At 63.2% G+C, this 5,776-nt stretch carries 5 protein-coding genes; 3 read left to right on the forward strand and 2 right to left on the reverse strand.

The genetic code is table 11. From position 1 onward, the window contains the following. Together JHD07_RS31075 and JHD07_RS31080 are read right to left on the reverse strand one after the other, a co-directional pair. On the reverse strand, positions 1 to 689 hold a 689-nt coding region (locus tag JHD07_RS31075; RefSeq protein ID WP_291629090.1), incomplete at its 3' end, for an adenylate/guanylate cyclase domain-containing protein. Between the two features lie 624 nt (positions 690 to 1,313). Beyond that, positions 1,314 to 2,150 carry a xanthine dehydrogenase gene (locus tag JHD07_RS31080; RefSeq protein WP_291629081.1) on the reverse strand — a complete coding sequence of 279 codons (837 nt, stop codon included), beginning with the start codon at positions 2,148 to 2,150 and terminating at the stop codon, positions 1,314 to 1,316. Positions 2,151 to 2,467: 317 nt separating this feature from the next. Between JHD07_RS31080 and JHD07_RS31085 the strand changes: the two genes are divergently transcribed. The 3 genes from JHD07_RS31085 to JHD07_RS31095 all read left to right on the forward strand — a co-directional run bounded on the left by JHD07_RS31085 (position 2,468) and on the right by JHD07_RS31095 (position 5,632). Continuing rightward, the gene (locus JHD07_RS31085) at positions 2,468 to 3,307 is read left to right on the forward strand and encodes an SDR family oxidoreductase (RefSeq protein WP_291629083.1); all 840 of its coding nucleotides are present in this window, start codon (positions 2,468 to 2,470) and stop codon (positions 3,305 to 3,307) included. 248 nt (positions 3,308 to 3,555) lie between these two features. Then, complete coding sequence (gene nifA / locus JHD07_RS31090; protein WP_291629086.1) at positions 3,556 to 5,292, forward strand: nif-specific transcriptional activator NifA; 1,737 nt, start codon at positions 3,556 to 3,558, stop codon at positions 5,290 to 5,292. 145 nt (positions 5,293 to 5,437) lie between these two features. After that, positions 5,438 to 5,632, forward strand: a complete 195-nt coding sequence (locus JHD07_RS31095; protein WP_025037833.1) for a 4Fe-4S dicluster domain-containing protein — start codon at positions 5,438 to 5,440, stop codon at positions 5,630 to 5,632. Positions 5,633 to 5,776: the final 144 nt, after the last annotated feature.

Here is a 5,776-nt window from a genome sequence, read left to right on the forward strand (position 1 = left end):
AGCCGCGCCGCGAGATTGACGGTTTCACCGACTGCGGAATCGCGCTCCTCCACCCCCTGGCCGACCAGGTCGCCGACCACGACCAGTCCCGTCGCGATGCCAATTCGAACGGCCGGCGCATGACTGGGCGCACCCCGGGGCTCGATCGCACGTGTCGTCGACAACATCCGGACGATCTCGAGGCCAGCCCGCACCGCTCGCTCGGCGTCGTCCTCGTGCGCGTTCGGATAGCCGAAATAGACCAGGATGCCGTCGCCGACAAAGCGGGCGGCAAATCCTTCATAGTGCTTCACCACGCGCACGCAGGTTTCGCGAAAGCTCGCGATCATATCGCGCACGTCCTCGGGATCGAACTGCGAGGAGAGCGAAGTGGAATCCACCATGTCACAGAACATGGTGGTGAGCTGGCGCCGCTCGGCACCGATCTCCGTTCTAGGAGGACTGCGAACCGCTTTGGCCGGCGCTTCTGTCGAATCGGAAGCAGAGAGGGATGATATCGCCCGTTGCAGGCGCTTGCGATCTCCGAGCGGCAGCCCGAGCGCCGCCAGATCGGCCTCCGTCAGATCGGACATGACGTCCAGATCGAGCCGATGCTCGGTGAAAAGATCGGAATATTGGCCGAGACCAATGCCTGCCAGCCAGCCCTTCAGGTCGCCCGCCGCCCCAGGGTTCGGCTCTTTCTCCCGCATTGAGTCCAACCGCCCGCATTCATGGTGGAGCTGCAGGCCCCCAACCACCAATTCTAGGGGACCATACTTCACCCTGGACTGGAGGCGTACAACAGGTTTTTTTGAAAGGAATAGCCAACCAGATCGAAAAGGCACTGAATTGCCCGACTTCGCAGTGACTTCGCCGGAGGGGTCGACCGGCGAGAACCCGGGAAATCACCCTTTTTAGGCATTCGGGACCTGCATGAACCGGATCCCCCCAACGACATCCGCAGAGGCATCGGCAAGCACCAATGTCGTGGCCATTGTTGTGATCTGCGGGGGGGGGGGGAAACCATGACGGCCACGTGACCCGGAGCGCGGCAATAGAGCGGATGACAGCAGTCCTCTCCCGCACTGCGCAGGCCCCTTGATGCGGGGAGCTTTCATTTCAAGCTTCAGAACGAAGCGCGCCATGCTCCCGCGAATACCGTTCGCGGCGGGGCTGCCGTTCCTCGAGAATGCGCCTCACGGAATGGGAGCACAGCCCGCACCTGACCGTGCAGCCGAGGCAGCCGTAGATCTGCGCGGCGGAGCAAAGCTCGTCGCCGGACGACGCCACGTCTCTGATGTCGTGGTCGCTGATGACGTTGCAGGAGCAGACGATCATGCTGGATTCCGTTGCGTGATGCGACGCGCGGCGCGAAGTCTGACCGCCGCGGTTGTTGCGTTGGCAATGGCGCGTCCCCGCTGATCCGTGCCGGTCCACTGGGCGTCCCGACCGCGCGGATCGATCTCCAGCAACTTGACCCCAGCCGGAACTTCGCTGCCGTCGCGGACGATGCCGCGCAGGATTCCGTCGCGCGGCGCGAGCACGGGTACGCCGGAGAGGTGACCGAGCACGAGGTCGCGGTAGACGCGGGTGCCGATCTCAACCGGCGTGTGCCAGCGTCCCGCGAACCGCGAATAGACGAAGCGTTCCGCGCCGATATCACCCAGTGAATTCGCGACGCCATCGGCGGCATCGGTCCAGCGCGCGTCGGTGACCAGCCCGATTTTGCCCGGGCGGGTCTCGACAGCGACGTCGCAATTGGAGTTCGACGAGAAGCCCGGGCCCAGTCCGATAGCAAGGTGGGCGAGCCGCCTGAGGTCGGGCGTGATCCGCCGCTTCTGCAGTCGCGCATCGACCAGAAGGTCGATGTGGCGGACCGGAAGCAAGTCGAGCAGGCCGAGCCAAGTGACCAGGATTCGTGCCGGCCGGCCAAGCGCCTGATAGACCTGCATGCCGTCGTCGACGCGCTCGGCGACGACATCTTCGAGCTGCATTGTGTCGGTGAATAGCGCGTCATGAAACGCCATCTTGCGCCGGATCACCGGCGGATCCGGATCGTGTGACAGCACGACACAATATCCGGCGCGCACCAGCTGGAGGCCGATCGCAGATGCGATCTCGTTGGTGCCGAGGATCACGGCAAAGAGTCGATGGTCGTGCGGCTGGGGCATTTGAAACCACGTTTGCGGAGGAGATGCAGCAAGGCGCGATCAAGCTCGGAACAGGAAGAGCAAGAGCCGGGCCATTTGGAACGGTTGAAAAACAGCCCTCAACTGCCGGTCAGCACTCAGAAAGGAGAAACGCAGCGTGACGGCGCCGCTTGGTCCGAAAGCGCACGGGCGCGTGTTGCAAACCTTGCAGCGTGTCGCGAACTCGACATTCGGTCGCGGAATTTGCTGCGATCGGGCGATAGCGTGTGGTCCAATTCCTGCAAAGTTGCCTTCATCGTCATTGTCTGGCGTCCGGTCGGACGCGGTGAGGAGTTCTGGTGACGCTCGACCTCTTGGATCGCGACGGCGCGCCGGGTGGCGCGCCGGCACCCGACATCGCGTCGTGCCCGTTTCACGGCGACAAGGCACGTGCACAAAGCCGCGCGCAGAAAACGCTCGTGCTGACCGGCGCGTCCCGGGGCATCGGTCATGCGACGGGGAGGCTGTTCTCCGAAGCCGGCTGGCGGATCATCACCTGCTCCCGGCAGCCATTCGACACCGGGCGATGTCCTTGGGACTCCGGGGCCGACAACCATGTGCAGGTCGAGCTGAGCGACCATCGCGCGCTGCCGCGTGCGCTCGCCGAGATCAAGGAGCGGCTCAACGGCGGGCCGCTGCACGCGCTGATCAACAACGCCGGCATTTCGCCCAAGGCCGCGGACGGCAGCCGGCTGAACTCCCTGACGACGCCCGTCGAAACCTGGATGAGCGTATTCCACGTCAACCTGCTCGCGCCGGTCTTGTTCGCGCAGGGCCTGGTCGACGAGCTGAAACAGGCCGCCGGCGCGATCGTCAATGTGACCTCGATCGTGGGTTCCCGCGTGCATCCCTTTGCCGGCACCGCCTACGCGACGTCGAAAGCTGCGCTCGCGTGCCTGACCCGCGAGATGGCGCACGACTACGCGCCGTTCGGAATTCGTGTCAATGCGATCGCTCCCGGCGAGATCAAGACCGACATCCTGTCGCCGGAGACCGAGGCCCAACTTGCGCCGATCATCCCGCTGCATCGCGTCGGTACGCCCGACGAGGTCGCGAAGGTGATCTTCTTCCTGTGCTCGGACGCGGCCAGCTACGTGACCGGTGCGGAAGTACCGATCAACGGAGGGCAGCACGTATGATCGGGCGGCCGTCCTGGAAAAAATTTCGCAGGTTTTGCGCTGGATCAATGCGCCGATGTCGATTTTGAGCGTGTCGCCCGTCCCGAAGGTAATTCCGCACAGTGGATGATAAAGCGTGCAAGGCCGATGGAATCTTTTTGCAGCAATGCCGACAACTTGAGCGCGACTCTGGACACGACATGAATGAGAATAAGACAAATTCCAAAGAAAGCGGCCGGGAGGATGTAACGGGCAACGGAGATTCCGTGATGCTGAATGCTGCTCCCTCGGTTGAAGGACACCGGGCCGATCAGACGGCGCCAATCGTGCCGCTCAATGAGATCGCGCTGACCGGAATCTTCGAAATCTCGAAAATATTGACGGCACCGACGCGGCTGGAGGCGACGCTTGCCAACGTCGTCAACCTCCTGCAATCGTTTCTCCAGATGCGCCACGGCGTGGTCGCGCTGCTCGCGGACGACGGCATTCCCGATCTCACCGTCGGAGCCGGATGGAGCGAGGGCAGTGACGAGCGTTATCGCGGGCGGTTGCCGCAGAAGGCTGTCGATCAGATTGTCGCGACCGCGATGCCGCTGGTGGCGGAGAACATCGCCAGCCATCCCGCCTTCGGCCCGGCCGACGTGGAGACGTTGGGCGCCTCGGAGGCGGTCCGGGTGTCCTTCATCGGCGTTCCGATCCGCATCGATGCCAAGGTCGTCGGCACCCTGACGGTCGATCGGATCTGGGACGAGCGGTCGATGTACCGACTCGATTCCGACGTGCGTCTGCTGACGATGGTCGCCAATCTGGTCGGCCAGACGGTGAAGCTGCACCGGGTCGTTGCGCAGGATCGCGAACGATTGATGCATGAGAGCTACCGCCTTCAGAAGGAGCTATCCGAGCTCAAGCCGGCGCGCGATCGCCGCAAGGTTCAGGTCGAAGGCATCATCGGTGACAGCCCGGCGCTGCGAGGGCTGCTGGAAAAGATCGCGGTGGTGGCGAAGTCGAACTCGACCGTCCTGCTGCGCGGGGAGTCCGGCACCGGCAAGGAGCTGAGAGCAAAGGCCATTCACGAGCTTTCGCCGCGAGCCAAGCGTCCGTTCATCAAGATCAATTGCGCCGCCCTGCCGGAATCGGTGCTGGAATCCGAACTGTTCGGCCATGAGAAGGGCGCCTTTACCGGCGCGCTCAATTCGCGGAAGGGCAGGTTCGAACTGGCCGACAAGGGTACGCTGTTCCTGGACGAAATCGGCGAGATATCGGCGTCGTTCCAGGCCAAGCTCCTGCGCGTGCTCCAGGAGCAGGAGTTCGAGCGCGTCGGCGGCAACCAGACCATCAAGGTCGACGTGCGCGTCATCGCTGCGACCAACCGCAACCTGGAAGAAGCGGTCGCGCGTAACGAGTTTCGTGCCGATCTCTACTATCGCATCAGCGTCGTGCCGATGATGTTGCCCCCGCTGCGCGAGCGGCGCAGCGACATTCCGCTGCTGGCCAACGAGTTCCTGAAGAACTTCAACACCGAGAACGGCCGCACGTTGTCCTTCGATCGGAACGCGATCGAGGTTCTGATGAGCTGCGGCTTCCCAGGCAACGTGCGGGAGCTGGAGAATTGCGTGCAGCGCACGGCGACCCTTGCGCCGGGACCGGAGATCGTCAGGAACGATTTCGCCTGCTGCCACAGCCAGTGTCTGTCCGCGATGTTGTGGAACGGTGGATCCGAGGCTGCGCCGCAGCGATCGCTGCCAATCGTGCCGCTCTCCGTCCTGCCGGCCAGGGCTCCGCGTGAGGCGAGTGTTGGTGCGCCTGCGGCGCTCGATCCGGGAGCGTCGACGCCGGACTCTGCCAATGCGTCCTCGAGCGGCAGCATGGCCGACCGTGATCGTGTCATCGCCGCCATGGAGAAGTCCGGTTGGGTCCAGGCCAAGGCTGCGCGCCTGCTCGGCCTGACGCCGCGGCAGATTGGCTATGCGTTGAAGAAGCACGGCATCGAGGTCAAACGGCTCTGACCGCGTGTCGCAGATGCGACATGCTGTCGGGGCCGCGACAACCGGCATGGTCCGGAATTTTGCTTGAATTTCAAATATTTCACGGTTGGCACGACGCTTGAAAGAGGATGTCTAAAGGCATCCTCTGCTCAAGGAGTCGGAACACATGGCCTACAAGATTGTCGCCTCGCAATGCACGGTTTGCGGCGCATGTGAGTTCGAATGCCCGAATGCCGCGATCAGTCTCAAGCGCGACATGTACGTCATCGATCCCAAGAAGTGCACGGAGTGCGAAGGAAGCTTCGACACGCCGCAATGTGCGGCCGTCTGTCCGGTGCCCGACACTTGCATCCCGGCTTGAGCTCAGGTCGATGAGTAAGGCTGCGAAATCCCCCTTCCGGACGGAGCGATAGATGGCGGCGGTTCAGGAAACCATCGAACGGGTTCGCGGCATCGACGTCGACCAGTATCGTTATGGGTTTGAGACCCTGATCGACTCCGAGAA

This window comes from Bradyrhizobium sp. (genome assembly GCF_016462955.1).
In the GTDB taxonomy this organism is placed as follows: Bacteria; Pseudomonadota; Alphaproteobacteria; order Rhizobiales; family Xanthobacteraceae; genus Bradyrhizobium.

What these genes read in the sequence shown, in the direction of transcription:
- JHD07_RS31080 (WP_291629081.1), bottom strand. Translation starts at nt 2,150, where the DNA reads ATGCCCCAGCCGCACGACCATCGACTCTTTGCCGTGATCCTCGGCACC.
- JHD07_RS31095 (WP_025037833.1), top strand. Translation starts at nt 5,438, where the DNA reads ATGGCCTACAAGATTGTCGCCTCGCAATGCACGGTTTGCGGCGCATGT.
- nifA (WP_291629086.1), top strand. Translation starts at nt 3,556, where the DNA reads ATGCTGAATGCTGCTCCCTCGGTTGAAGGACACCGGGCCGATCAGACG.